The 24,586-nt window shown below is 36.8% G+C and carries 26 protein-coding genes; 3 read left to right on the plus strand and 23 right to left on the minus strand.

The genetic code is table 11. The annotated features are described in order from the left end of the window. Window positions 1-10 precede the first annotated feature (10 nt). The 3 genes from EDD71_RS05390 to pta all read right to left on the minus strand — a co-directional run bounded on the left by EDD71_RS05390 (window position 11) and on the right by pta (window position 2,874). Window positions 11-502: a YceD family protein gene (locus EDD71_RS05390; protein ID WP_133627726.1), complete on the minus strand. Its 492-nt coding sequence runs from the start codon at window positions 500-502 to the stop codon at window positions 11-13. A gap of 116 nt (window positions 503-618) precedes the next feature. Beyond that, window positions 619-1,815, minus strand: coding sequence for an acetate/propionate family kinase (locus EDD71_RS05395; protein ID WP_133627727.1), 1,197 nt, complete (start codon window positions 1,813-1,815; stop codon window positions 619-621). A 54-nt stretch (window positions 1,816-1,869) separates the two neighbouring features. Further along, window positions 1,870-2,874, minus strand: a complete 1,005-nt coding sequence (gene pta / locus EDD71_RS05400) for a phosphate acetyltransferase (RefSeq protein WP_133627728.1) — start codon at window positions 2,872-2,874, stop codon at window positions 1,870-1,872. A gap of 180 nt (window positions 2,875-3,054) precedes the next feature. On the opposite strand from pta, the gene EDD71_RS05405 reads away from it, so the two are divergent. After that, on the plus strand, window positions 3,055-4,290 hold the full coding sequence (locus tag EDD71_RS05405; RefSeq protein ID WP_133627729.1) for a nucleotidyltransferase: 1,236 nt from the start codon (window positions 3,055-3,057) through the stop codon (window positions 4,288-4,290). A gap of 1 nt (window position 4,291) precedes the next feature. On the opposite strand, the gene EDD71_RS05410 is transcribed toward EDD71_RS05405, so the two are convergent. After that, the gene (locus EDD71_RS05410; protein WP_166636352.1) at window positions 4,292-5,083 is read right to left on the minus strand and encodes a patatin-like phospholipase family protein; all 792 of its coding nucleotides are present in this window, start codon (window positions 5,081-5,083) and stop codon (window positions 4,292-4,294) included. An 82-nt stretch (window positions 5,084-5,165) separates the two neighbouring features. On the opposite strand from EDD71_RS05410, the gene EDD71_RS05415 reads away from it, so the two are divergent. Next, window positions 5,166-6,314, plus strand: a complete 1,149-nt coding sequence (locus tag EDD71_RS05415; RefSeq protein ID WP_133627731.1) for a hypothetical protein — start codon at window positions 5,166-5,168, stop codon at window positions 6,312-6,314. Window positions 6,315-6,328: 14 nt separating this feature from the next. Here the strand turns inward: EDD71_RS05415 and coaD are convergent, their stop codons facing one another. The 6 genes from coaD to EDD71_RS05445 all read right to left on the minus strand — a co-directional run bounded on the left by coaD (window position 6,329) and on the right by EDD71_RS05445 (window position 11,999). Beyond that, complete coding sequence (gene coaD, locus EDD71_RS05420) at window positions 6,329-6,829, minus strand: pantetheine-phosphate adenylyltransferase (RefSeq protein ID WP_133627732.1); 501 nt, start codon at window positions 6,827-6,829, stop codon at window positions 6,329-6,331. Beyond that, window positions 6,822-7,385: a 16S rRNA (guanine(966)-N(2))-methyltransferase RsmD gene (gene rsmD, locus EDD71_RS05425; protein WP_133627733.1), complete on the minus strand. Its 564-nt coding sequence runs from the start codon at window positions 7,383-7,385 to the stop codon at window positions 6,822-6,824. Before rsmD ends, coaD begins: the two co-directional genes overlap by 8 nt. Before the next feature lie 177 nt (window positions 7,386-7,562). Further along, window positions 7,563-7,778, minus strand: coding sequence for an alpha/beta-type small acid-soluble spore protein (locus EDD71_RS05430; protein WP_133627734.1), 216 nt, complete (start codon window positions 7,776-7,778; stop codon window positions 7,563-7,565). 120 nt (window positions 7,779-7,898) lie between these two features. Next, window positions 7,899-9,938, minus strand: a complete 2,040-nt coding sequence (gene recG / locus EDD71_RS05435) for an ATP-dependent DNA helicase RecG (protein ID WP_133627735.1) — start codon at window positions 9,936-9,938, stop codon at window positions 7,899-7,901. 48 nt (window positions 9,939-9,986) lie between these two features. After that, window positions 9,987-11,630, minus strand: coding sequence for a DAK2 domain-containing protein (locus EDD71_RS05440; RefSeq protein ID WP_133627736.1), 1,644 nt, complete (start codon window positions 11,628-11,630; stop codon window positions 9,987-9,989). A gap of 18 nt (window positions 11,631-11,648) precedes the next feature. Further along, entirely contained in the window at window positions 11,649-11,999 is a 351-nt protein-coding gene (locus EDD71_RS05445) for an Asp23/Gls24 family envelope stress response protein (RefSeq protein WP_133627737.1), read from the minus strand. Between the two features lie 279 nt (window positions 12,000-12,278). Between EDD71_RS05445 and rpmB the strand changes: the two genes are divergently transcribed. Beyond that, window positions 12,279-12,470 (plus strand): 50S ribosomal protein L28, encoded by a 192-nt coding sequence (rpmB, locus tag EDD71_RS05450; RefSeq protein WP_133627738.1) that lies wholly within the window; start codon window positions 12,279-12,281, stop codon window positions 12,468-12,470. Between the two features lie 30 nt (window positions 12,471-12,500). Here rpmB and EDD71_RS15245 read toward each other — a convergent pair whose 3' ends face one another. The 13 genes from EDD71_RS15245 to priA all read right to left on the minus strand — a co-directional run bounded on the left by EDD71_RS15245 (window position 12,501) and on the right by priA (window position 24,543). Beyond that, entirely contained in the window at window positions 12,501-12,677 is a 177-nt protein-coding gene (locus EDD71_RS15245) for a hypothetical protein (RefSeq protein WP_166636353.1), read from the minus strand. A gap of 21 nt (window positions 12,678-12,698) precedes the next feature. Beyond that, a complete protein-coding gene (locus EDD71_RS15250; RefSeq protein WP_166636354.1) occupies window positions 12,699-12,854 on the minus strand; it encodes a Sec-independent protein translocase family protein in 156 nt (51 codons plus the stop codon). 72 nt (window positions 12,855-12,926) lie between these two features. After that, window positions 12,927-13,565 carry a thiamine diphosphokinase gene (locus EDD71_RS05455; RefSeq protein WP_133627739.1) on the minus strand — a complete coding sequence of 213 codons (639 nt, stop codon included), beginning with the start codon at window positions 13,563-13,565 and terminating at the stop codon, window positions 12,927-12,929. Further along, the gene (gene rpe / locus EDD71_RS05460; RefSeq protein ID WP_133627740.1) at window positions 13,566-14,219 is read right to left on the minus strand and encodes a ribulose-phosphate 3-epimerase; all 654 of its coding nucleotides are present in this window, start codon (window positions 14,217-14,219) and stop codon (window positions 13,566-13,568) included. It lies immediately after the preceding gene. Then, window positions 14,213-15,097, minus strand: a complete 885-nt coding sequence (rsgA, locus tag EDD71_RS05465) for a ribosome small subunit-dependent GTPase A (RefSeq protein WP_133627741.1) — start codon at window positions 15,095-15,097, stop codon at window positions 14,213-14,215. Before rsgA ends, rpe begins: the two co-directional genes overlap by 7 nt. A gap of 36 nt (window positions 15,098-15,133) precedes the next feature. Beyond that, a complete protein-coding gene (pknB, locus tag EDD71_RS05470) occupies window positions 15,134-16,882 on the minus strand; it encodes a Stk1 family PASTA domain-containing Ser/Thr kinase (RefSeq protein ID WP_133627742.1) in 1,749 nt (582 codons plus the stop codon). Next, a complete protein-coding gene (locus EDD71_RS05475) occupies window positions 16,869-17,597 on the minus strand; it encodes a Stp1/IreP family PP2C-type Ser/Thr phosphatase (protein ID WP_166636355.1) in 729 nt (242 codons plus the stop codon). The genes pknB and EDD71_RS05475 overlap by 14 nt, the downstream gene beginning before the upstream one ends. 13 nt (window positions 17,598-17,610) lie before the next feature. Next, window positions 17,611-18,642, minus strand: a complete 1,032-nt coding sequence (rlmN, locus tag EDD71_RS05480; protein ID WP_133627744.1) for a dual-specificity RNA methyltransferase RlmN — start codon at window positions 18,640-18,642, stop codon at window positions 17,611-17,613. A 4-nt stretch (window positions 18,643-18,646) separates the two neighbouring features. Beyond that, window positions 18,647-19,987, minus strand: coding sequence for a 16S rRNA (cytosine(967)-C(5))-methyltransferase RsmB (rsmB, locus tag EDD71_RS05485; RefSeq protein WP_133627745.1), 1,341 nt, complete (start codon window positions 19,985-19,987; stop codon window positions 18,647-18,649). 22 nt (window positions 19,988-20,009) lie between these two features. After that, window positions 20,010-20,708 (minus strand): zinc metallopeptidase, encoded by a 699-nt coding sequence (locus EDD71_RS05490; protein ID WP_133627746.1) that lies wholly within the window; start codon window positions 20,706-20,708, stop codon window positions 20,010-20,012. 10 nt (window positions 20,709-20,718) lie between these two features. After that, on the minus strand, window positions 20,719-21,648 hold the full coding sequence (gene fmt / locus EDD71_RS05495; protein WP_133627747.1) for a methionyl-tRNA formyltransferase: 930 nt from the start codon (window positions 21,646-21,648) through the stop codon (window positions 20,719-20,721). A 13-nt stretch (window positions 21,649-21,661) separates the two neighbouring features. Then, a complete protein-coding gene (gene def, locus EDD71_RS05500) occupies window positions 21,662-22,105 on the minus strand; it encodes a peptide deformylase (protein ID WP_133627748.1) in 444 nt (147 codons plus the stop codon). Between the two features lie 11 nt (window positions 22,106-22,116). Beyond that, on the minus strand, window positions 22,117-24,543 hold the full coding sequence (priA, locus tag EDD71_RS05505) for a primosomal protein N' (RefSeq protein ID WP_133627749.1): 2,427 nt from the start codon (window positions 24,541-24,543) through the stop codon (window positions 22,117-22,119). Between the last annotated feature and the right edge of the window lie 43 nt (window positions 24,544-24,586).

Here is a 24,586-nt window from a genome sequence, read left to right on the forward strand (position 1 = left end):
TTACACCTCCTCAATCACCTTTAAAAAGGTCTTTAAGTGCTGCAAATCTTGGATCGATATCATCCTTTTCACAATTGCAGGACTCAAAGTTCAAATTCTTACCGCATTTCGGACATAACCCTTTGCATTCCTCGCTACAAAGGAACTTTAGAGGAACTGATAATATAAGATTATCAACAACCATTTCCTCTAAGTTGATGAAATCCTCATAAATAGGATAGACGTCATCATCGGGTGATTTCGAAAATTTCTCATCGAAATCAATGTCCAAAGACTTAATCAAACTGGTTAAACATCTTGAGCATTGAGCTTCAATCAGTGCATGTATTCTCCCTCTAACTTTAATAACCTCACCATCATACTCAGCCTCGCCCTTTACAAGCAGGGGCTCACGCAGTTTTAATTTGAAATCATCCCTTTCCACCATATCACTTTCCAGGGACATCTCAAAGGGGAGAACATTTTTTCTGTGTTTTAATAAATCTGAAATATTAAGCTTCATAAGCTCACCTCAAATAAATGCCAAAATTAATTATATAAATTTGGCATATAAAAGTCAAGAAAAACTAGAATAATATTCTATGGCAGACTACCATAGAATATTATTCCCATTATATATTATCTCGAAACTATTTCCATTGTATCCCTTGCAATCATAAGTTCTTCGTTTGTAGGTATAACAAACACTTTAACCCTGGCATTTTCAGTTGAAACATCAACCTTTTTGCCTCTAACATTGTTCTTAGCTTCATCAATTTCAATTCCAAGGAATTCAAGACCCTTACATACTTCAAGCCTTGTTTTAGGTGAGTTTTCTCCAAGGCCTGCAGTAAATACAACTGCATCTACTCCACCCATTGCTGCAGCATATGCTCCAATGTATTTTCTTACTCTGTAATGGAATGCATCAAGAGCCAGCTTTGCCCTTTCGTTTCCATTTTCAGCAGCTCCTTCGATATCCCTAAAATCACTACTTACTCCAGATAAACCAAGCACACCAGACTTCTTATTCATTATGTTGTTAACTTCCTCTGAATCCATTCCCTCTTCCTTTTGAAGGAATGTTACAATTGCAGGATCTATATCCCCACATCTTGTTCCCATTACAAGCCCCTCAAGAGGAGTAAATCCCATACTTGTATCAACCGATTTTCCCTTGTTTACCGCAGCAAGGCTTGCACCATTACCTAAATGGCATGTTATTATCCTGCATTCGCTTATATCTTTACCAAGCATTTCAGAAGCTATCAGTGAAACATATCTATGGGATGTTCCATGAAAACCATATCTTCTTATTCCATATTTCTCATATAATTCATACGGAAGGGCATACATGTATGCATGCTTCGGCATCGTTTGATGAAATGCTGTGTCGAATACAGCCACCATTGGAGTATCAGGCATTAAGGCCTTACATGCATTTATACCTATTAGGTTTGGGGGGTTATGAAGTGGTGCAAGGTGAGTACATTCTTCGAGGGTTTTCATAACGTCATCATTGATTAAAACTGATTCTGAGTACTTTTCTCCCCCGTGTACTACCCTGTGTCCAACGGCAGAGATTTCTGACATATCCTTTATAACTCCATGCTTTTCATCAACCAATGCATCGAGTACAAGCTTAATAGCATCCTTGTGATCATTCATAGGGCTTTCAATCACAACCTTATCCATCCCTTCAGGTCTGTGGGTTAAAACAGAGCCTTCAATTCCAATTCTTTCAACAAGCCCCTTGGCCATTACTGATTCATCGCTCATATCGATCAATTGGTACTTCAATGAGGAACTACCACAATTTATAACCAATATTTTCATATGTACATACTCCTTTCCATACAGGAATTTAATGTTCACTAAAATTGCTTGAAATTATATATCAAGTCCCTGTGCCTGAACCGCTGTTATAGCAACTACGTTTACTATATCCTCTGAGCTGCATCCCCTTGAAAGGTCATTTACCGGTGCTGCAAAACCCTGGCATATTGGCCCTATAGCCTCAGCACCAGCAAGCCTTTGTACAAGCTTATATCCTATGTTTCCTGCCTGAAGGTCTGGGAAAACAAGTACGTTTGCCTTTCCTGCAACGTTGCTTCCGGGTGCCTTTAACTCAGCAACCTTTGGAACTATAGCTGCATCAAGTTGAAGTTCGCCATCTATCATTATATCAGGGGCCATCTCCTTTGCCAATCTTGTTGCTTCAACAACCTTTGCAACATTTTCATGCTTTGCACTGCCTTTGGTTGAGAATGAAAGCATTGCAACCCTTGGTTCAATTCCAGCAAGTGCCTTTGCAGTCCTTGCTGTCGCAACTGCTATTGCTGCAAGCTCCTGTGCATTTGGATTTGGATTTACTGCACAGTCAGCAAATAAAAATAATCCCTTTTCTCCATATGTGCTGTTTGGAACTTCCATTATAAAAGTACTCGAAACTATTGACATACCAGGTGCTGTCTTTATTATCTGAAGTGCAGGCCTTAAAAGATCTCCTGTTGAGTGAATTGCACCGGACACCATTCCATCTGCGTCTCCCATTTTAACCATCATAGTACCAAAATAAATTTCATCAAGCACTATTTCTTTTGCCTGTTCAAGCGTTACTCCCTTATTTTTTCTTAGTTCATAAAATTTTTCAGCGTAGTCAGCGGTTTTTTCATATGTTCTTGGATTGATTATCCTTATGCCATCTACATTTACCCCTTCGCTTACAGCAACTTCTTTAATCCTATTTTCATCACCAATCAAGATAACCTCTGCCAGGCCTTCTTTTTTAATAATTTCTGCTGCTTTAACAGTTCTTGGTTCACTTCCTTCTGGAAGAACAATAACTTTTTTGTTTGATCTGGCTTTTTCCCAGATTTGTTCCATTAATCTCATTATAAAACTCCTTTCTTCTACAAATTTCCTAAAGTTATATCTTCTATATAAAATTATAAATTCCTCCTATTACATATAATGTTTATAAATTAATAATTTATTTATTTTTCAGACAAATGTATGAAATTATTTACATTTTGATTTTTAAAATGTAGAATTAATAGTCTAGGAGGTAGTATTATGAACGTTACTGGTATAGTTGTCGAATATAACCCTCTTCATAACGGCCATATATTTCATTTAAATAAGACTAAAAAAATAACACAGAATGATTATGTTATAGCTGTGATGAGCGGCAACTTCGTACAGAGGGGTGAACCAGCTTTTATAAACAAATGGGCAAGAACCAAAATGGCTCTTGAAGCCGGAATAGACCTTGTGATAGAACTTCCGACTATATATTCCGTAAGCAGCGCCGAAGGATTTGCATTCGGTGCGATATCAATTCTAAACAGCCTGGAAATAGTAGATTCCATATGCTTTGGAAGCGAACTGGGAAGCATTTATGAGTTGAATATAATTGGCAAAATACTTGCTGAAGAACCCCCTTCATACCAGGGCTTACTGAAGTATTATTTAAAACATGGACTATCATATCCTGCCGCAAGGCTTCACGCCCTGACAGACTATATTTCAGATAAAAACATTCTAAGCCTTGGGAAAAACCATTTGAACACTATACTTCAAAGTTCAAACAATATACTTGCCATTGAGTATCTTAAAGCGTTACATAAGCTTTCAAGCACAATAAAACCATATACAATAAAAAGAGTTAAAAGTAAGTACAACGATATACATCTTACAGGATATATATCCAGCGCCACAGCCATAAGAAAAAACTTTCATGACCTCAATGCTGTAAAGGAATCGATGCCTGACTTCACATATAAAATAATTCAGAATGAGATTTCCTGTGGGCGTGGACCAGTTTGTCTCAACGATTTTTCGCAAATGATTTTATATAAACTACGGGAAAGCAGCAGGGATTTTATAAAAAGTTTGATTGATGTTGGAGAAGGCCTTGAAAATAAAATAAAGTTTGCTGCCGAAGAGGCATCAAACATCGAAGAGCTTATATCAATGTTAAAAAATAAGCGCTACACTACAACACGTTTACAGAGGATACTCATTTATGCACTGCTCAACATGACTAAAGATATACAAAATCAAATTAAAATGTCACCGGATTATATAAGAATTTTAGGCTTCAATGAGAAAGGAAAGGATTTGATTAAATTAATCAAATCCAGGTGTAAGATGCCCTTAATTATCAACCCTTCAAAGAAGGACACTGACATACTTGTATACGATATGCTTGCAACAGATATATACGTACTTGCTTATAAAAACAATGCATTCAGAAAGGCCAGACAGGATCTTAAGGTTCCTCCTGTTATAAAACCCGCTTCCATATAATTTAGAAGCGGGTTTTATTTATCTTTTCTAAATGAGGCAATATTTCTGGTAACGCCTTCTCGGCTGCCTCTATTCCCCTCTTCACACAGATCTCAACGTTGTCAAACCTTGTAGGATCCATATCATTCAGATCAACCCTTATTAAATAATCGCAATCCTGTTTTTTTAAGGCAAAAAGTTCTCTTTCCATTAAATCAATGGACTCATATAAAACATGGAAAATACTTTTACAGCTGCTTGTTGTCAGGTTAAATCCAACATCAACACCTATTACAAATTCAGTACCCGCATCCTTAAGAGCTCTGGCAGGAACCCTTTCGAGAACGCCACCATCTACGAATATCATATCGTCCTTTATATAAGGAACGAACACGCCAGGAACTGAAATGCTGGCCCTTACGGCTTCATGCACTTTTCCCTCGGTAATGATTTTTAAACATTTGTTCTTTAAATCCGTTGCAGTAACCATAAGGGGGATTTTTAAATCTTTAAAGTCACAATTTCTGGTTATTAGTTTTATAAATTCCTGTATCTTTTCTCCCTTAACAAATCCAATTCTTGGTATAGATACATCCAGATATACCTTTTGAGGAAGCTCTTTACACAGAGCCTTAACATATTTAAAATCAATCCCACAGCAGTATAAGGCTCCAATTAACGCACCTATGCTGCTTCCCGATAGAATATCAAATTCAATTCCGTGGCTTTTTAGTGCTTCTATTACCCCTATATGAGCCAGTCCTCTTGCCGAACCGGATCCAAGGGCCAAACCTATTTTATAATTCCTTTTCATAAGACACCCCCCAATTATCATAAAATGTACAAAGTACTTCTTTGAGGTTCTTATGAAATATATATTTTCTACAGTAATAATTATGAGTTTTTTGCTCCTTCCGTTTTATAAAAATAAAAAATATCTTCTTGTAACTCTTCTTTTAACAGTTGTTGCAATGATGATCGCATATCCGGGGGCATCATTTAGTGCTGCGAAGGAGGGCATGAATTTATGGCTCTTTGTTGTAATACCTTCGCTCATACCTTTTTTTATAATCAACGATATGCTTATATCTTTAAGAGTCCCTGATAATATAGCAAGGCTTTTTTCACCTGTTGCAAAGTTTTTATTTAATACATCAGGATATGGTGCCTATGTATTTATTATGAGCATTTTTTCAGGATACCCTGCTGGAGCAAGGATAACATCCCAGCTCGTAGAAAATAAAAAAATAACCTCCAAGGAAGGCCTTAAAATATTGACCTTCAGCAGCACATCTGGTCCATTATTTATAATCGGGGCTGTAGGATCAGGTATGCTGAAAAGCACGATTGGAGGATACATATTGTTTATATCTCATATACTTGGTGCCGTTCTTAATGGAATCGTTTTAAGATTCTTTTTCCCGGGAGATATAAACATAAAAGATGAAAAAGTAAATAATTCCTGCGGCACTATATCCCTTGGAAACATGCTTTCAAAGGGAATATTGAATACCCTTATAACATGCGGCTTCATTGGAGGATATATAGTTTTGTTTTCTGTTATTATTGCTCTGCTTAACCAGATAGAGTTTTTCAAAACAATACATACATTTTTAACAGTATTTTTAATGCTTCCGTCAGAGACATCAGATATTATATCTTCTCTTTTAGAAACCTCCATCGAAATTTCAAATGGCTGTATGATTATCTCAGACCTTTCTGTTAGTTTTGAAATGAAGCTTATACTTTCAAGCTTTATCATTGCATTTAGCGGCTTTTCAATTATCGGGCAGGCTGCAAGCCTGATATATAAAACTAAAATCAGTCTTAGGAAATATTTTTTAAGCAAAATAAACCATGGTATACTTTCATCAATCGTGTGCTATCTGATTTTGAGGACCAATCTATTAAGCGTAAATTCTGGAGATAAAATGCTAAATTCTATTGCATTCCAGCCTGTTTTGATCGTTGAGCTTCTTCTTATAGTGCTGCTGCTTTTAAACATAATGGGTACATTTATAGATAACATCCATCTAAAAAAATAAAGCACCTGCGTACTTTATTTTTTTAGATGATTTCTTTTAAACTTAGCTATTATGTCAGGAATAATCTCCTCAGGTACAAGCTCCCTAATGCATCCGCCATACATTGCAACCTGTTTTACAGCGCTTGAACTCAGATATGAATACTTGCTGTTGGTCATCATAAAAAGCGTTTCTATGTTATCATCCAGCTTGCTGTTCATCAGGGCCATTTGAAACTCATATTCAAAATCCGATACAGCCCTGAGTCCCTTTATAATAACCTTTGCACCTTTAGAATGCATATAGTGAATCAATAAACCTCTGAAGCTTTCTACCTCCACATTTTTCAAATGTGAAGTAACCTTCGTTATTAACCCTACCCTCTCTTCTATGGAGAATAGAGGGTTTTTCTTTTCAGGGTTTTCAAGAACCCCCACTATCACTCTATCAAATATCTTTGCTGATCTTTCTATGATATCCAGGTGCCCATTAGTAATTGGATCGAAACTGCCTGGATATACTGCCACCTTATCCATTATATTCCTCCTTATTCCAGAACGTTATTTTAGTTCTACCGTACCTCTCACTTCGATATACTTTCAGAAGTCCTATTTTTTCTGGAAGTTCATCGGTTTTATCATGCTCGCTTGCTATAATGCCCTCGTCACTTAGAAGATCAAAATGGCTGATCAATTCAATCGCCTTTTCAATATAACCTTTGCCATATGGGGGATCAAGAAAAATGATATCGTATTTTTCTTCCCTTCTTGCCAGTATTTTTAAAGCTGTAAAAGCATCCTGATTATATGCCTCGCTTTTACCGTTAAAACCAAGATATTCTATGTTTCTAAGAAGTATTTTATAGGTGTTTCTATTATGTTCTATGAATACACATCTCTGAGCTCCACGGCTCACAGCCTCAAGTCCCAAATTACCTGTTCCTGCAAACAAATCAAGTATAATTGAACCGTCAATTTTATACTGAATGATATTAAACAATGCCTCTTTAACCCTGTCTGATGTTGGACGTGTTTCAATCCCTTCGGGAGCAAGTATTCTTCTTCCTTTTGCAATTCCAGTTATGATCCTCATTATTTAATCCTCCATAAAAAACTATTATTTATGGCAAAGCAATCCAAGGATTAAGTATATCACATTTTATTGTTAACCGACAATTTTATATTTTAACATATTTGGCATCAATAATACCACAGTTTAAATAAAAAAGAAAAGGGATGAAGTTAATCACCCCTTTTCTTTTTATATTGATTATCTTCCAGCGAGGCCTCTTTCGTAGGCTTCTACCATTCTCTTAACCATTATTCCGCCTACATAGCCATTTTCCCTTGAAGTAAGGTTTCCTTTATCAATAGTTGCATAATTTGCAAGTCCTAATTCGCTTGCAACCTCGTATTTAAACTGATCGAGCCCCTTCTGAGCTTCTGGTATTAATACTCTGTTCCTTCCTGTATTGTTGTTTGCCATTTTAAGCACCTCCTGTTTTGTTTCTGTATTATTAATTTAACCACTTACATCGCTTATATTCAGGTAATTTCTACTATGGTGCCTAATGGATTTTTTAATTTTTAAACTAACAGAATCAACCTAATTAAACATGGTATAATCAAAACTATCCCCAAATTTATTATTAACTTCTCTTCTCAGCAGTTCATATTCACTTTCGAATATTTTCCCAGTTTCCACCAGTTCCCTTGCTATATCCCTAGTTTTCTTAACTATTTCAATGTCTCTTACTAGATCTGCCATTTTTAGTTCCGGAAGGCCATGCTGTTTTGTACCAAAAAACTCTCCAGTTCCTCTAAGTTCCATATCCTTTTCAGCTATAACAAATCCATCGTTTGTTTTTGTCATAATGTCCATTCTCTGGACAGCTTCATTGGTTTTTGCCTCTGCGATCAAAATACAGTAGGATTTATACTGTCCTCTGCCAACCCTCCCTCTAAGTTGATGAAGCTGGGCTAGCCCAAACCTGTCAGCGTTTTCGATCACCATTACCGTAGCATTTGGTACATTCACACCCACCTCAACTACAGTGGTTGATACGAGCACATGTATTTCTCCATTTTTAAACTTATTCATCACTTCATCCTTTTCTTTTGGATTCATTTTTCCATGCAACAATCCTACGTTGTAATCTTTAAAATAGTTTTTACTTAAAAATTCTGCAGTTTCAACGGCCGATTCAGCTTCGAGCTTTTCAGACTCCTCCACAAGTGAACAGACCACATATGCCTGTCTTCCCTTTTCTATTTCTGTTTTAACAAAATCGTATGCCCTATTCTTCATCGCAGGCCTTATAAAATAGGTATCCACCTTCTGCCTCCCGGGAGGAAGCTCGTTTATTATTGAAATATCCATGTCCCCATACATGAAAAGCGCAAGAGTTCTCGGTATTGGAGTTGCAGTCATAACAAGAACATGAGGATTATGACCCTTGCTAATAAGCTCCGCCCTCTGCCTTACTCCAAACCTGTGCTGTTCATCAGTAATTACCAGCGCTAGTTTCTTAAATTCCACATTTTCCTGTATAAGTGCATGGGTGCCCACTACAATGTCAATTTCACCGGATGCTATTCTTTTTAAAACCTCATCCTTTTCCCTTTTAGTCATACTTCCCGTAAGCAGCGCAGCCGTTATTCCCCATCTATTAAGGAGTCCCGTAATTGAATGATAGTGCTGCTCTGCAAGTATTTCAGTTGGCGCCATCATAGCCGACTGAAATCCATTCATCGCACAATTAAACATAGCTATGATTGCAACTATGGTTTTTCCCGATCCAACGTCTCCCTGAACAAGCCTGTTCATAGGCTTTGTTTTTTTCATATCTGTCAATATCTCCCTAATACACTTGGATTGAGCACCTGTCAAGTTAAAAGGCAGGGCATCCTTAAATTCCTTCATTTCTTTGCATACAGGAATGGGATAAGCATTCTCCTTAACTGAAAGTTGGTTTTTAGCCATTATCAATCCCAGTTGGAGCACTAATAGTTCTTCAAATTTAATCCTGTCAATGCTGAGTTTTAAAACAAATTTGTCCGCCGGAAAATGTACATTTTTGAGTGCCGTAACTATGTCTGGTATGTTATATATTTTTCTCAGATTCTCGGGAAGGAATTCGCTGACTTCCTTTTCTACGTTTAAAAGTGATTGATAAATTATTTTTCTAATAACCTTTTGGGAAACATATTTATTAATAGGATAAATTGGATTTATACCTCCTACTGCTTCTCCGGGATTTTTTTCATACTGAGGCTCAATTAGTTGAACCTCTCCCATCCTTTTTGAAACTTTACCATAAAGAAGCACCCTTTCTCCCACTTTGAAAGTGTTTTTTATGTATGGTTGATTAAACCAAACTCCCACGATGTAACCTGAACTATTTTTGAAAATAATTCTGTTTAAATACTTTCCCGTTGAAGTCTTTTTCGATGGATATATGAGGGAAACCTCGGCGATAATCGAGACCATTTCACCATCAACCATGTCGTATACTGGTTTTATGTTGTTTCTGTCCTCATAATCCCTTGGGAAATAATATATTGCATCTTTAACAGTATATATGCCGAGTAGATTTAAATACTTTGAAAGCTTGGGTCCTACACCTTTGATATACTGTATTTCCATATAAATCACCTCCTCAATGCAAAATGAGCTTGCATACGCAAGCCCATCTTATTCAACTGATATAATATAGTAATATAGCGGCTGTCCACCGTAATTTAAGCTTATGTCACAGTTTGGATATTTTTCTTCTATAAAACTTTGTACTTTCTCGGCTTCTTCCTTACTTATATCTTTACCGTAGAAAAGGCTAATAAGCTCACTTTCCTCAGTTATCATACTATCTATAAGCTCAAGTGTAACATTCTGTATGTTTTCTCCGGCCTTTATAAGCTTGCCATCCAGTATACCAAGTATGTTTCCTTCTTTTATATCAACATCGTTAAAAGTAGTATTTCTAACTGCATAGGTTACCTGTCCCGTTTTTACACCTGCAATAGCCGCATTCATTTCCAATTCATTTTCAGAGGGCGTTATATCAGGATTAAAGGTTATAACAGCTGTTATTCCCTGAGGGATGCTTCTTGTTGGAATAACTATTACATTTTTGCTGCTAATATCCCTCGCCTGCTCCGCTGCCATTATTATGTTTTTATTATTTGGCAGTACAAAAATGTTTTTTGCATTAATGGAATTTATTGCATCCAATATATCCTGTGTACTTGGATTCATTGTCTGGCCGCCTTCAATAACAGAGTCAACGCCTAAATCCTTGAATATTCCCATTATACCATCGCCCATGGCAACTGTAACGATTCCATATTCCTTTTCTTCCTGATGGGATTCTATCTCTTCCTTGACCTCATGATCACTATCTTCCAGTATGTGTCTGTGCTGTTCCCTCATATTGTCGATTTTGATTTTAGAAAGCTCACCTAATTTCATAGCCTCATTAAGTACTGTACCGGGTTCATTTGTATGAATGTGCACCTTAATAAGGCTTTCAGTACCAACTACAACCATTGAATCTCCATAATGCATTATCTTGTTTTTAAACTCATCAGGGTCTGCATTTTTAGTTTTTATAATAAATTCTGTACAATATCCGAACTTTATATCTTCTTCAGGGTTCAGCTGAAGATGCGCTCCATAATGCTCTTTAGCTTCCAGATTTTTATTAGCTTCCGGCATTGCTGCATTGCCCTGAAGCCTTTTAAGCATTCCGAGGTATATAAGTACAAGTCCCCTTCCTCCTGCATCGACAACCCCAGCCTGTTTTAAAACCGGAAGCATCTCAGGCGTCCTGTTCAAAGTTAATTCAGCATGCTTACATATTTTTTCCATAAAGGTTAAAAAATCATCCACCGTTTTTGAAATTTCTACTGCCTTATCCGCTGACTCTCTGGCGACAGTAAGTATTGTTCCTTCCGTAGGCTTCATCACAGCTCTATAGGCGGTGTTAACACCTTCCTTAATTGCCAGGGCAAAATCCTTGGTGTTTATATCCTTTTTGTTCTTTAAGTGTTTCGAGATCCCTCTTAAAAGCTGAGAAAGTATAACACCTGAATTCCCCCTTGCCCCCATAAGCGAACCCATTGCAGCAGCATCAGCAATAGACTGCACTGTAATTTCCCTGGTATTTTGAATTTCAGCTACAGCTGACATCATTGTCGCTGACATATTAGTCCCGGTATCTCCGTCAGGTACAGGAAATACATTTAGGGCGTTTACTGCTTCCTTATTGTTTTCAAGTTCATAGGCTCCGCTCAACAGCATTTCTTTTAAAAGTTGTCCATCAACCGTAGTATATTTCAATGTATGTACCTCCCTGCATTATACTCTGATATCCTGCACATATACTGTAATTTTATTTACTTTTAGTCCTGTTAACCCTTCAAGAGTATATTTAACCTTCTGAATTATATTGTTTGCAATTACGGATATTTTCGTTCCATACTCAACAATTATATACAAATCAACAGATATTTCATCTCCACTGGACGTAATTTTTACACCTTTGCTCAAATTTTCCCTTCTCAAAAGTTCCCATAGACCATCTGTTGCTCTCTTTGATGCCATTCCAACTACTCCATAGCATTCCATTGTTGCGGTTCCAGCTATGTTAGCCAGCACTTCATCTGAGTATTCAACAAAACCATATTCGTTGTTTGTTCTAACAGCCATTTTTAAACCTCCCAAATATTTTGATACACAGAGGGATTTTATTCTTTGCTTTAATTTTATATTAAAGATAAATTTTCTTCAAGACATTTATATTAATTTAGGTGTAAAGTAAAATCACTTTACAAACTAACAAAGAGCATATATAATAATATTTGGTTAAAGTTCTTTTCTTTATACCGCCTCAACAATTTTATTGCAAATATATTATAATTCTGCTAGAATATAATGTGTTTGAGAGCGGTTTTTTTGTTTTACTGCAATATAAGGAGGTGTTACAATATGTCAAGAAGATGCGAAATATGCAATAAAGGTTTAGTATTTGGAATTCAATACAGCCACTCACATCGTAAATCAAACAGAACATGGGCACCAAACTTAAAAAGAGTTAAGGCTTTAGTTGATGGAACTACAAAGCGTATTTATGTTTGCACAAGATGTTTACGTTCAGGAAAAGTACAGCGCGCTCTTTAATAAAAAAATGTGCTAATAAGGCACATTTTTTTATTTATATAAATTATTAAATCCTATTACGATAATTACAATGGATGCAGTTAAAACCCATATCCAGACGGGCAGAATAACTGCAAGAAGTATTCCTAGCCCTAAAAAAGCCACCGCCACAGGAAAGTATCTTCTAATATGTTTTATAAGTGGATGTTTTCTTCTACCATGGCCCAATCTGTACCACTCCTTAGAATACTACCTGTAATATAAATTGATTCCAAAAATGATAAGGACTATTCCAAGTATAACCAACCAAATCCATAGAGGCATCCAAAAAATTATAAGTATTATTCCAAGCAATATCATTATAAAAGAATAAATGTTTCTGCTGCTTCGTCTTTTTTTAGGCATAAAAATCCCCCCAAAGTTACACATTATATTATATGCTCTTAAATATAAATATGTACTCTGGAGGTTCCTTTTTTATATATCATGAGTTTTAATAACAAGTACTTCACCCGATGTAATTTTTATGCTGCAGACGCTCCCAGTCATCTCATTGGAAACCCCATAGGCCCTTCCAAAGCTAATGGTGCCATTGTTAAGGCTGTACTTTAAGCCCGAAGTATATATACCTTGAGCATCTCCCTTAAGCGGTATAATCGATATAATATCCCCTCTATTCCCCTCTATGGTTATTTCATCCCTGCACAGATATATATATGAATCACTCGATGCAATATATCCTCTTATTCCCCTGTCATACAGGCTTGAAAGCAAAAATATGTTCCCAAGGCTGTGGTCTATTCTGCTCCCTACCCCTGCAAGTATGCAAATTTCAGTGCTGCCAAATTCAATCGCCTTTAAAACGCAAATCTCCGTATCGGTATAGTCCTTTTCCTTTGGAAATCGAATAATATTTACTTTACGACTTTCGAAATGTTCCAAAATGCCTTTGTCAATCGAGTCGAAATCACCGACCAGATAATCAGGAATAATATTCCTTTTATATACATACTCAGCTCCTCCATCGGCACATATAATTATGTCTGCGGTGGAGCATTCCTTTTCCACTATGTCTTCCTTGCCAAGTTTTCCATGAGCTATTATGACGGATTTCAATTATATCACCAATTCCTTAAAGTTTCTTATAGTTTTTTCCACATCTGTGCTTCCAAAGATAGCTGAACCAGCTACTATAACATTAGCACCGGCATCCACAACCTCTTTAACGTTATTCAAATTAATTCCCCCGTCAACTTCAATTTCAACATCAATACCTCTTGAATTGACAATATCTCTAAGCTTTTGTATTTTATTTAAAGAACCATCTATAAACTTCTGTCCCCCAAATCCTGGATTTACCGTCATTAAAAGTACCATATCAACATCATTCAATACATATTCCAATATATCAAGGGAAGTAGCAGGATTTAAGGCAACTGCAGCCTTTACCCCATGGCTTTTTATATTCTGTATGGTCCTGTGAAGATGTATGCACGCCTCTGCATGCACAGTTATGATATCAGCCCCGGCATTTGCAAAGGCAGGAATATATATGTCCGGATTTTCTATCATAAGATGAATATCAAATACCAGAGATGATTTTGATCTCAGCGCTTCTACTACAAGGGGACCTATCGTTATGTTGGGTACGAAATGTCCATCCATTACGTCTATATGTAGATAGTCGGCACCAGCCTTTTCAACCTTGGCAATATCTTCATAAAGATTTCCAAAATCTGCAGATAAAATAGATGGTGCTATTTTTACCATTTTTTCATCCTCCTGTTTTCCATAAGCTCTAATAGTATATCTCTATAATTATCATACCTTTTCTGTTGTATTTTCCCCTCTTCCACGGCTTCCTTTACAGAACATCCGTACTCCTTTATGTGCAAACATGATGAAAACTTACATCTACCTATATAATCCTTAAACTCTCTAAAAGAATACTGAAGGTATTCTGGTTCCATAAAACTCAAATCTATAGAAGAAAATCCCGGAGTATCAACCAGATAAGTATTCTTTTCTACCTCAATCAGCTCCGCATGCCTGGTAGTATGCTTTCCTCTGTTTATTTTTGAACTTATCTCCCCTGTTTCCATTTTCACTTTATCCTGTAAGCTGTTAAACAGAGTTGATTTACCAACTCCTGAAGGGCCGGCAAACACCGATACCTTGTTCTTAATCACATTTTTTAAACTGTCTATACCCTCCCCTGTTTTTCCGTTTGTCTTTATAACCTTGTATCCTATATTCTCGTAAATGTTTTTCACCTCTTCAAAGGTATTATCCCCATCGAGGTCGCTTTTGTTCAGACAGATAATAGATGTCAAATCGTTATGCTCAGATAGTATAAGAAGCTTATCCAGCAATATGAAGCTGATGTCTGGGTTTTTTAAAGCAAATACGATAATTGACTGATCCACATTGGCAACCTGTGGCCTTATAAGTTGATTTTTTCTTTCTGAGATTCCAGTTATAACCCCATGGGATTCATCTATAAGCTCCACTTCCACCCTGTCGCCAACTATAGGGCTTAACTTATCCTTCCTGAATTTACCTCTTGCCTTGCATTCAATGAGTTTGCCATCCTCAAGTTCCACATAATAAAAGCCCGCAATTCCCTTCAACAGTATACCCTTTGCCATATTGCCCTCCATACATTACTGCTTGTTTGAATTATATCAAGGTTTATTTGGGGACTGGTTTGGTAGTTGGTCCTCAATGTTTTCCTTATTACTTTCATTATTGTTTTCCTTATTGTTTTCTTCATTCTGCTGCACCTTGTTGGAATTTACCTTGACATCTACCCTCGTACCTTCCGAAACTTCTTTATTTGCCATTATACTTTGGTCTATGATCACTCCGTCGATATACTTTGTATCCTGCCCGTATTCAATATTGCCAAGCACCAGATTGCTGTTTTCAAGCTCCTTTTTTGCCTGTTCAAGCGTCTTTCCAATCAGCAGTGGAACCCTAACGTATTTTATTTCAGGTCCATCGCTCACGATTATATTGACCTCGCTTCCTTCAATAACTTGGGTATCCGGTTTAGGCTCCTGGTCTATAATTAGTCCCTTCGCAACATCATTGCTCTTCCTTCTTTCAACGGAACCTAATTTAAGCCCTGCCGATTGAAGTCTGTATTCAGCCTCAATGATATCTGACTTTACAAGATTTGGCACAGTAACTTTCTTAGGACCTGAACTTAGTATAACCTTTACAGTTTCATTTTCCTTTATACTTGAACCTTCATCAGGAATTACCCTTAATACACGCCCTTCTTCCATCTCACTTGGCTGGCTATCGATAACCTGCATGGCAAGTTTATAATCTCGAAGAATTTTTTGTGCCTCCTCCTGCTTCAATCCGACTATTTTAGGCACCTGAGTTTCATTTACTACAAAATAAGTCTTATATGCAAAATAAAGGAGTGTCCCAAGAATAAAAAGTGAAACAAGAAGTATTAAAAACTTCCAAATTCTCTTTCTTTTGTACGATTTTCTATCCTTATTCTCCAGTACCCTTCCTATATCCTCTACAGGTATTATTTTAGTGTATCCATCATCATCATTTGCAGCGGTTGTCAGGGTCTGATTTGGATTCCTCTGTGCGGCAAGGATATCGTTTATAATATCCCTCGCACTCTGATATCTTTTTGTCATATCCTTTTCCATGGCTTTAACGACTATATCATTTACAGCATCAGGAATATCACTATTCATCCGTGATGGCTCAACAAGCGTATCCTGTATATGTTTTATAGCTATGGATATCGGGCTATCTGCCTCATAGGGAAGTTTGCCTGTCAGCATTTCGTACATTACAACTCCCAGAGAATATAAATCAGTCCTGTGATCGCTAAATCCCCCTCTGGCCTGCTCCGGTGAAAAGTAATGAACGGATCCCATTATCTTGCCAGTATTGGTCATTGTGGAGGATGTCGATGCCCTGGCTATACCGAAGTCAGTTACTTTGACAAGCTTATCCTCGGTTATAAGTATGTTATGTGGTTTTATATCTCTATGGACAACACCATTTTTATGTGCATGTTCAAGTGCCAGAGCTATTTTATAAGAAATTTCAAGCGTTTCCTTATAATCAAGCCTACCTTTATCTCTAATATATTCTTTAAGGGTTTTGCCATGAACATATTCCATAACTATGTAGTATATTCCATCCTCTTCTCCAACATCATAAATCCCCACAATATTTGGATGAGATAAGCTTGCTGCAGCCATTGACTCCCTCTTAAACTTCTTTATAAATTCTTCATCCGTTGTAAACTCCGGCCTCAATATTTTAACAGCAACATATCTATTTAAAAGCTGACATTTAGCTTTATAAACCAGGGCCATACCTCCATCTCCGATTTTCTCAAGCAGAAGGTATCTGTTTCCAAGTATTTTGCCTGCAAGGTTATTCATCTTCATCACCCTTTCTGGCTATGATAATGGATATGTTATCACTTCCTCCCCTTTCATTAGCCAGGTTGATCAAATCATCCACAGCATCTTCCCTTTTATCCAATATCATCTTCCACATTTCTTCGCTGCTTACGTAGGACGTCAATCCATCACTACATAAAAGTACACAGTCCTTATCCTCCAAATTTTCAATCTTAGTATCGACAACGACATATTTATCAATCCCAATTGCACGTGTTATCAAATTCCTCTGAGGATGCATTTGGGCTTCTGCTTCAGTTATACTTCCTTTATTGATAAGCTCCTGAACATAGGAATGGTCTTCGCTTATTTTTCTTATCTCTCTTACATTTATTATGTAAGCCCTGCTGTCTCCCACGTGTCCCAGATAAAGTTTATTTTGTAAGATAAGGCAGCAGGTTACGGTAGTGCCCATTCCCTTATATTTTTCATCCTTCAATGATTCCTCAAACACTTTACGATTTGCTTCAAGAATACCATCTCTTATAAGTTCGTCCTTTTCATGATAACTATTAATGTTTTCAATTATAAACTCCCTTAAAGTCGTAGCTGCTATCCTGCTTGCAGTTTCTCCTGCATTATGTCCTCCCATCCCATCAGCTACTATAAGAAGCGTATATTTGCTGCCTTTAAAAGTTAATACATAATCCTGATTTGTTTCCCTTATTCTTCCTCTATCAGTTTTACACTTTATATACAATATACCACCCCCATCATAACTTGTTGCCAATATATCCTCTTCTCAGCTGACCGCAGGAGGCATCGATATCGCTGCCAAGTTCTCGCCTTATGGTAGTCTGAATTCCACTTGAAACCAATATATCCCTGAACCTTTCAACTGCTTCTCTATCGGACTTATTATATTTTCTTTCCTTAACTTTATTGAGGGGTATAAGATTAACATGACATAACATATCCTTTATCCGCGCAGAAAGTTCTCTTGCATGTTCTTCTCTATCGTTCACCTCATGTATGAGGGAATATTCAAAGGTAATTCTTCTATTTGTCTTATTTATATAATATCTGCATGCATCAAGCAGTTCATCGATATCATATCTTCTCGCAACGGGCATTATCTGTTTTCTTATATTATCATTTGGTGCATGTAAGGACACTGCAAGTGTTATTTGAAGATTAAGGTCAGCAAGCCTTTTTATTTCAGGAACAAGTCCACAGGTTGAAATTGTAATGTGCCTCATACCGATATTTAGACCTTCACTGTGATTCACAATTCTTAAAAATTTCACCACGTTTTCAAAGTTATCAAGTGGTTCACCCGTTCCCATAAGCACAACGTTTGAAACCTTCAAACCTGAATCCCTCTGTACCTTAAGGATTTGACCCAACATTTCACCAGCGGTTAAATCCCTGTTTTTGCCCCCAATTGTTGAAGCACAGAAGCTGCATCCCATGCTGCAGCCCGCCTGAGTAGATATACATATTGAGTTTCCGAAGGAATATTTCATTAGTACGCATTCAATTAAATTTCCATCTTTAAGTTCCATAAGATATTTAACAGTTCCATCTATACTTGACTCCTGCTTTGCAGCTATCTCCATGTTTTTAATAAATCCCAAACTGGAAAGCTTTTCCCTGAGATTCTTCGGAAGGTTTGTCATCTCGTCAAAGGATTCAACACCCTTATGTATCCACTTGAAAATTTGTTTTCCTCTAAACATCTTTTCGCCATTATTGACTACAACGTCCTCAATTTCGTTTATCTGCATATCTCTAAATTCAATCATTAAATCACCATTTTCTTCTAAGTTTACTTATAAAGAAACCATCAACATCATGCATGTTTGGAAATAGTTTTATATATCCATTTTTACACGTTTGAACCTTAAATCTCTCAGGTAATACGAAACATATGTCTACCAGTTCAAAATTGTCATGCTCATTTAAAAACTTCTTTATTATTTCTTCGTTTTCCTCATGAGTTATTGTGCATGTGCTGTATACCAACGTTCCATTTATTTTTAAATATCTCGATGCATTTTTTAAAATTTCATATTGGACTTTTTGAAGGTTTATTATATCCTTCATTGTAACATTCCATCTAATTTCAGGTTTCTTCCTAATTAGTCCAAGCCCTGAACATGGAGCATCTACTAAAACTCTATCTGAAGAATTCTCGAATTCCTTCATAAAAATCGATGAGTCCTTCAGATAAGTTCGAATAATATCTATTCCAAGCCTTGAAGCATTCTGTTCGACTAACTCCAACTTATGTTCATGGATATCAAAGGCCAGAATTTCACCGTTGTTTTTCATAAGCTGTGCAATATGGGTGGTTTTACCACCGGGTGCGCTGCACAAATCCATTACCCTTTCTCCAGGCTTGGGGGCTAGCACTCTAGATACAAGCATGGAACTCTCATCCTGAACAGTGAAAAGCCCCTTTATAAACTCCTCAGACTTTTCGATAGGACCATATCCCTTAAGCACTAAGGATTCCTCAACCTTACCGTCATATACTTCAATTCCTTTTTCATGCAGTACCTTTTTAAGTTCATCTCTGGTGCATTTCAAGGTGTTTACTCTTATTGACAAAGAAGGAGGTAGATTATTTTTCTTCATTAAATCTACCACAAAATCCCTTCCTAACTCATTTGAAAACTTCTTTACATACCATTCTGGATGGGAATATTCTATCGAAAGTCTTTTAATATCATCCTTTATGTCTATTCTATCAAATTCATTCCTTCTCCTCAGAATATTCCTGAGTACCCCATTTACAAAGGAGGAAGATTTTTTATCCTTAAGCTTAACAATTTCCACTGATTGATTAACCGCTGCAAAATCTGGTACTTTATCCATGAAAAATATCTGGTATACTGCTATTCTGAGACAGTTAAGCACCCATAGGCTCATCTTTTCAATCTTCACTCGTGAAAACCTTTGAATAAAGTAGTCTATTCTAGCTTTCCATCTTAAAGTTCCATAAAGTATCTCTGATGCAAAGGCCCTGTCAATTTGTTCAAGGTTGTACTTCTTAAAATAATGGTTTAACCTAATATTCGAATATGCTTTATTTTCATCAATGTCACAGAGCGTTTTAACTGCTACTAATCGTGATTTGTCCTCCATTTAATATCCTCCTGGAAAATTGTTAGTCCCTTGAATCCCTTGTTATAATAAGCAATCTTAAAAGCTGCGAAACAGCCATGAGTGTAGCTGCTACATAGGTAAGGGCAGCAGCATCCAGCACTTTTCTTGCCCCTCTTACTTCGTCATCATCTATTATATAGTTTTCTTCAAGCTGCTTTATTGCCCTTGAGCTTGCGTTATACTCCACGGGAAGGGTAATCAACTGGAATATAACTGCCCCCGAAAAGAGCCATATTCCAAGATTTATAAAAGCAGAGAAACCCATAAAGAACCCTAATATTATAAATACCCATGAAAGATTTGAGCCAATATTGACAACGGGTACAAGGCTATTTCTGATTGAGAGCGGCGCATAGCCTGACTGATGCTGAAGTGCATGACCTGCTTCATGGGCAGCCACTCCAATTGATGCTATGGAATTACCATAGTATACATCCTCAGAAAGTCGTAAAACCTTTCTTGACGGGTCATAATGATCCGTTAAATGTCCTCTTATTACCTCTATGGGCACATCGTATAATCCATTTCTATCCAGAATAATTCTTGCAGCCTCAGCTCCTGTTATACCTTTGTAGGATCTTACCTGTAAGTACCTTGAAAAAGTAGAGCTGATCCTGCTCTGTGCATATAATGAAAACAAAATTGCAGGTATTAACATTATATAAGTAGGGTCAAAATATCCAAAATAAAATGGAAACATATAACCACCTCTATTCAAGCTTTTCTCCTGATTTTAAGTTATGTCCATTAAGATAAGCAGCAACATTCATTCTTTTTCCTCCCACTTCCTGAAGCTCTTTTATTATTATACTTCCTTTCCTGCATGCCACTTCAATCCCTTCCCTTGAAACCTTCAATATTTCTCCAGGATTGCTGCGATCACCTTCATCTATCTTATCAGCCTTCCATATTTTTATCATGGTACCTTTATAGTAGCAGTAGGCACCTGGCCAGGGAGTAACTCCTCTTATGAGGTTATATATATCTTTTGCATTTTTATCCCAATTGATGCGTCCAAGTTCCTTTTTTAACATGGGAGCATAGGTGGACATGGAATCATCCTGTTTCTCAGGTTTCAACTGTCCTGCTTCAAGTGCTTTTAAAGTTTTAATTAATACATCTGCTCCCAGGATCATAAGCCTATCATGTAGTTCCCCTGCTGTTTCCCCTTCCAAAATATCGATCTCTTCCTTTAAAAGCATATCACCAGTATCGAGACCTTCATCCATAAGCATTGTTGTAATCCCGGTTCTGGTATAACCATTTATTATTGCCCAGTTGATTGGAGCAGCTCCCCTCAAGCGTGGAAGAAGGGATGCATGAACATTTATGCATCCATGTACTGGTATTTCTAAAACTTCCTTGGGCAAAATTTGACCATAGGCTATAACAACTATAACGTCAGGGTTAAGCTTCCTTAAACTTTCAATGGATTGATTATCCTTCCTTAACCTTTCAGGCTGAAAAACCGGTATATTATGCTTCAAGGCAATCTCTTTCACAGGAGTAAATTGTACTTTCTGACCTCTTCCCTTTGGCCTGTCGGGTTGAGTAAACACACCTACAACATCATATTCCTTAATCAGCCTTTCCAGCGACGGAACAGAAAACTCCGGAGTACCCATAAAAACTATCCTCATTTTATCACCAACCTTAAGCTTTCTTTATCCTGTCAACAAAAAGTATTCCATCTAAATGATCAATCTCATGGCAGAGGGCCCTTGCAAGAAGCCCTGTTCCTTCAATGATTACTTCCTCTCCATTTTCATTTAATGCCTTAACTTTAACCTCAGCAGGCCTTTCAACAATCCCCCTCTCTCCTGGAATGCTAAGGCACCCTTCTTCCTCTGTCTGAGTTCCTTCAGAGTCAATAATCTCGGGGTTTATAAGCTTTATTGGTCCTTCTCCAACATCTATTACTATTATTCGCTTTAAAACTCCAACCTGTGGAGCTGCAAGTCCAACTCCATCCTCATGATACATTGTTTCCACCATATCGTCGATTAAACTTTTTATCCTATCATCTATTTTTTCAACTGGTCTGCTTTTCTTCCTGAGAATTTCATCTCCCATTATCCTCATCTGTCTCAATGCCATTTTATGACCTCCTAAATCATGCTATATGGATTAACATCAAAACTAAAATTAATAGATGTCCCAGCTAACTTTTTACTAGCTGTTTCATTTATAATTTCATAATACTTATGAATTTCACCTTTAAAGATAATATGCCACCTATAATTATTTTTTATTTTCGATATATGGTTTGGTACGGGTCCGAGAATCTCTATATCTTTTCTGCCATATAAATATCTAAATTCATCCTTCAGTTCCATACACGCTTTTATAAGTTCATCTTCCTTCGGAGAGGTTAACAAAACATAAAGGATGTCAGTAAAGGGAGGATGATTTAACATCTTTCTTATCTGTATTTCTCTATTATAAAAATTAACATAGTCGTGTTTGCTTGCATAGATTATGCTGTAGTGTTCAGGATCATAGGTTTGAACTATAACTCTGCCAGCTTTGTCTCCTCTTCCAGCTCTCCCAGAAACCTGGGTTATTAGCTGGAAAGTCCTTTCAGAGGATCTGAAATCAGGAAGATTCAGTATCATATCAGCAGCCAGAATACCTACAAGCGTTACGTTTTTGAAATCCATTCCCTTACTTATCATTTGAGTTCCTACCAGTATGTCCGCATTATTGTTTTTAAATTCATTATAGATCCTTTCATGCTCACCCTTTTTTCGGGTGGTATCCATATCCATTCGTAGTACCCTTGCATTCGGAAAATACTTTTTTATTTCGCTTTCGATTCTTTCTGTTCCAGTTCCAAAATATTTTATGTACTTGCTTTCACAGTTCGGACATACCTGGTGCATTTTAGATTCAAATCCGCAATAATGGCATATAAGCTTATTGTTTGAGGAGTGATAAGTAAGTGATACATCGCAATGTGGACATTTGCTTACATAGCCACAAGCCCTGCATGATACAAAGGTTGAGTATCCTCTTCTGTTTAAAAATAAAATTGTTTGATGACCTCTATTTAAATTTTCTTTTATCGAGTCAAAAAGTTCCACGCTGAATATGGATCTGTTTCCTGCCTTCAACTCTTCCCTCATATCAACTATTCTTACTTCAGGTAGATTTTTATTATCAACTCTTCTAGTAATTTCAACAAGTCCATATGCTCCAGATTTCGCATTATAATAACTCTCAAACGAAGGCGTAGCCGAACCCAGTATTAAAAGGCCTTGATTTTGCTTTATTCTGAATTCAGCTATTTCCCTGGTATGGTACTTGGGTGTCATCTCAGATTTATAGGAATACTCGTGCTCCTCATCTATTATTATGAGTTTAAGGTTGTTTACCGGGGCAAAAACCGCAGATCTTGCACCCACAACCACCTTAACCTCTCCGCTTTTTATTTTTCTCCATTCATCGAACCTTTCGCCATTAGAAAGCCTGCTGTGCAGCACTGCAACTACTTCCCCAAACCTTCCCTTAAACCTTTCTACGGTCTGTGGCGTTAGGGCAATTTCAGGAACTAAAACAATTGCTCCGTACCCATGCTTTAAAAATTTTTCTACGAGATTTAAATAAATCTCCGTTTTTCCGCAGCCAGTTACTCCATGTAGTAAAAATGTGTTAATACCATTTTTATATCCCTCAATTATAGCAGTTAGTGCCTTTTTTTGATCTAAAGTAAGCTCAACCTTAGGGTACACATGCTCATCCTTCACAGGTTCTCTGTAAATTTCCTTTTTGATCTTTACAAGAAGACCTTTGCCTTCAAGTCCCTTTATAACACCTGGAGTACACTTATATTTGCGGCATAATTCTGTAATTGTGTGTTCATCTTTATTATCAATTATCTGTTTTAATATTTCCGCCTGTTTTCTGTATCTTGGAGGAGGATTTTGAATAAACTCATTACACTTTTCTACCTCAAGTGGAACATATATGTCAAGGGTTTTTTCCTTAACCTTCTGATCCATTTTCCTTTTTAACTCTATTATACCTTCCCTTTCCATATTAAAAATGATAGATCTTTTTAATTTTTTATTAAAATTCTTTTCAATCACGCTTATATCGACATATTTCTTGTCATCTATGCAACTTAATATTTCATTATATTTATCGGGGATTTTAATTGACAAGGGCGCTTTAAGCTTTATATATATGTTCTCCTTTAAACTTATCCCCGCCGGAACTATGGTTTGGATTGCATCCCACATTGTACAGTAATATTTATTTTTAATAAAATATGCAAGCTCAATTAATTCTTCTGTGAGTATAACATCTTTATCTGCCACATCAATAATTTTTTTTAGCTTATAATGGGTGAGTTCAGTACCTTGCTTTATTTTCATTACATAGCCTTCAGTATATTTATTCGAGCTTCCGAAAGGAACAATAACCCTCATTCCTGATCTAATAAGTTCTTCCAATTCATCAGGTATAATATAGTCAAATTCCCTGTCCATTTCTTTGGCTGAATTGTTGATAATAATTGATGCAATTTTAAACATGGCTCTCCTCCACAACCAGCGCAATTTTCACGTTATTAAAAAA

The organism is Fonticella tunisiensis, assembly GCF_004364155.1.
Lineage (GTDB): Bacteria > Bacillota > Clostridia > Clostridiales > Caloramatoraceae > Fonticella > Fonticella tunisiensis.

What these genes read in the sequence shown, in the direction of transcription:
- EDD71_RS05415 (WP_133627731.1), top strand. Translation starts at nt 5,166, where the DNA reads ATGAGTTTTTTGCTCCTTCCGTTTTATAAAAATAAAAAATATCTTCTT.
- def (WP_133627748.1), bottom strand. Translation starts at nt 22,105, where the DNA reads ATGGCATTGAGACAGATGAGGATAATGGGAGATGAAATTCTCAGGAAG.
- EDD71_RS05405 (WP_133627729.1), top strand. Translation starts at nt 3,055, where the DNA reads ATGAACGTTACTGGTATAGTTGTCGAATATAACCCTCTTCATAACGGC.
- pta (WP_133627728.1), bottom strand. Translation starts at nt 2,874, where the DNA reads ATGAGATTAATGGAACAAATCTGGGAAAAAGCCAGATCAAACAAAAAA.
- EDD71_RS05390 (WP_133627726.1), bottom strand. Translation starts at nt 502, where the DNA reads ATGAAGCTTAATATTTCAGATTTATTAAAACACAGAAAAAATGTTCTC.
- priA (WP_133627749.1), bottom strand. Translation starts at nt 24,543, where the DNA reads ATGTTTAAAATTGCATCAATTATTATCAACAATTCAGCCAAAGAAATG.
- EDD71_RS05410 (WP_166636352.1), bottom strand. Translation starts at nt 5,083, where the DNA reads ATGAAAAGGAATTATAAAATAGGTTTGGCCCTTGGATCCGGTTCGGCA.
- rpe (WP_133627740.1), bottom strand. Translation starts at nt 14,219, where the DNA reads ATGGTAAAAATAGCACCATCTATTTTATCTGCAGATTTTGGAAATCTT.
- pknB (WP_133627742.1), bottom strand. Translation starts at nt 16,882, where the DNA reads ATGAAGATGAATAACCTTGCAGGCAAAATACTTGGAAACAGATACCTT.
- rpmB (WP_133627738.1), top strand. Translation starts at nt 12,279, where the DNA reads ATGTCAAGAAGATGCGAAATATGCAATAAAGGTTTAGTATTTGGAATT.
- recG (WP_133627735.1), bottom strand. Translation starts at nt 9,938, where the DNA reads ATGGAAATACAGTATATCAAAGGTGTAGGACCCAAGCTTTCAAAGTAT.
- rsmD (WP_133627733.1), bottom strand. Translation starts at nt 7,385, where the DNA reads ATGAGGATCATAACTGGAATTGCAAAAGGAAGAAGAATACTTGCTCCC.
- coaD (WP_133627732.1), bottom strand. Translation starts at nt 6,829, where the DNA reads ATGGATAAGGTGGCAGTATATCCAGGCAGTTTCGATCCAATTACTAAT.
- fmt (WP_133627747.1), bottom strand. Translation starts at nt 21,648, where the DNA reads ATGAGGATAGTTTTTATGGGTACTCCGGAGTTTTCTGTTCCGTCGCTG.
- EDD71_RS05445 (WP_133627737.1), bottom strand. Translation starts at nt 11,999, where the DNA reads ATGGCTGTTAGAACAAACAACGAATATGGTTTTGTTGAATACTCAGAT.
- EDD71_RS05430 (WP_133627734.1), bottom strand. Translation starts at nt 7,778, where the DNA reads ATGGCAAACAACAATACAGGAAGGAACAGAGTATTAATACCAGAAGCT.
- rsgA (WP_133627741.1), bottom strand. Translation starts at nt 15,097, where the DNA reads ATGGCAAAGGGTATACTGTTGAAGGGAATTGCGGGCTTTTATTATGTG.
- EDD71_RS05395 (WP_133627727.1), bottom strand. Translation starts at nt 1,815, where the DNA reads ATGAAAATATTGGTTATAAATTGTGGTAGTTCCTCATTGAAGTACCAA.
- EDD71_RS05490 (WP_133627746.1), bottom strand. Translation starts at nt 20,708, where the DNA reads ATGTTTCCATTTTATTTTGGATATTTTGACCCTACTTATATAATGTTA.
- rsmB (WP_133627745.1), bottom strand. Translation starts at nt 19,987, where the DNA reads ATGGAGGACAAATCACGATTAGTAGCAGTTAAAACGCTCTGTGACATT.
- EDD71_RS15250 (WP_166636354.1), bottom strand. Translation starts at nt 12,854, where the DNA reads ATGCCTAAAAAAAGACGAAGCAGCAGAAACATTTATTCTTTTATAATG.
- rlmN (WP_133627744.1), bottom strand. Translation starts at nt 18,642, where the DNA reads ATGATTGAATTTAGAGATATGCAGATAAACGAAATTGAGGACGTTGTA.